The organism is Mesorhizobium sp. M0771 (assembly GCF_040320155.1).
Classification (GTDB): domain Bacteria; phylum Pseudomonadota; class Alphaproteobacteria; order Rhizobiales; family Rhizobiaceae; genus Mesorhizobium.
The window spans coordinates 1-1,224 of the sequence record NZ_JAMYPC010000068.1 but is presented as its reverse complement, the minus strand read 5'-3'; the positions used below and the strand labels follow the sequence as shown (position 1 = coordinate 1,224).

Genomic DNA, 1,224 nt, shown 5'->3' with positions numbered 1-1,224 from the left:
TGACCTGGGACCCTTGTTCCCTCCAGTTCAATGGAGAGTCCGGAGTTTCATTTCTGGCCTCATGCGGCCTGTTTTTCCAGAGCCATTTTGATGGCGAATTCGATGGGCGTGATGTTGCCCAGGGCTGAGTGTGGTCTGTTCTGGTTGTAGTCCTCCTTCCATAGATCGATTGCTGCCCGTGCTTGCGTGAGAGTGGAGAACAACGTTTCGTTCAAGCATTCGTCGCGAAATCGGCCGTTGAAACTCTCCACGAATCCGTTTTGCATCGGCTTGCCGGGCGCGATGTAGTGCCATTCGACGCCGCCTTCCTGGCACCATTTGAGGATCGCCATCGACGTTAGCTCGGTGCCATTGTCCGAGACGATCGTGCGAGGCCTGCCGCGGCGGGCGAGGATGGCATCCAGCTCCCGAGCGACGCGGGCGCCCGACAGCGATGTATCCGCGACCAGCGCCAGGCACTCGCGCGTGAAGTCGTCGACGACGGCCAGAACCCGGAACCGGCGTCCGTCCGTGAAGGCATCGCTTACGAAGTCCAGGCTCCAGCGCTCATTCGTCCGACCCGGCGCGATCATCGGCCGTCTTGTTCCCAAGGCCCGTTTGCGGCCGCCACGTTTGCGGACCTGGAGCTTCTCCTCCCGGTAAAGCCGCCGCAGTTTCTTCTGGTTCATCACGATCCCTTGCCGTTCAAGCATGATGTGGATGCGCCGGTAGCCAAAGCGGCGGCGCTCGGCAGCCACCGTCTTCATCGCGGCTCGAACGGCGGCATCGTCCGACCGGATGCTTGTGTAGCGAACGCTTGAGCGGTCGACGAAAAGAGCCTTGCACGCCCGACGCTGGCTCACCCCATGCCCATCGCAGGCGTGGGCCACAGCGCATCGCTTGGCATCGGGCGTCACCATTTTTTTGCGGCGACATCCTTCAGGATGGCATTGTCCAGCATCTGCTCGGCCAGCAGCTTCTTCAGCTTGGCGTTCTCCTCTTCCAAAGCCTTCAGCTTGCGCGCATCGGAAACGTCCATGCCACCGAACTTGGCCTTGTATTTGTAGAAGGTCGCTTCCGAGATCCCATGCTTGCGGCAGACATCGGCGGTCTTCATGCCCGCCTCCTGCTCCTTCAAAATCGCGATGACTTGTTCTTCCGTGAACCGTGAACGCTTCATTCGTCCGTCTCCTTGAGTGGGACAGACTCTACCAAAAACTGGAGGAGCTTCAGGGTCTCAGGTCA

General features: G+C 59.9%; 1 protein-coding gene. It reads right to left on the bottom strand.

The window, feature by feature from the left end; translation table 11 throughout:
* Nucleotides 1–59: 59 nt before the first annotated feature.
* A protein-coding gene (locus tag NKI05_RS32190) for an IS3 family transposase (RefSeq protein ID WP_352794230.1) occupies nt 60–1,159 on the bottom strand; the annotation gives its coding sequence in 2 pieces (ribosomal slippage) (nt 60–907 and nt 907–1,159; 1,101 coding nt in all).
* Nucleotides 1,160–1,224 lie beyond the last annotated feature (65 nt).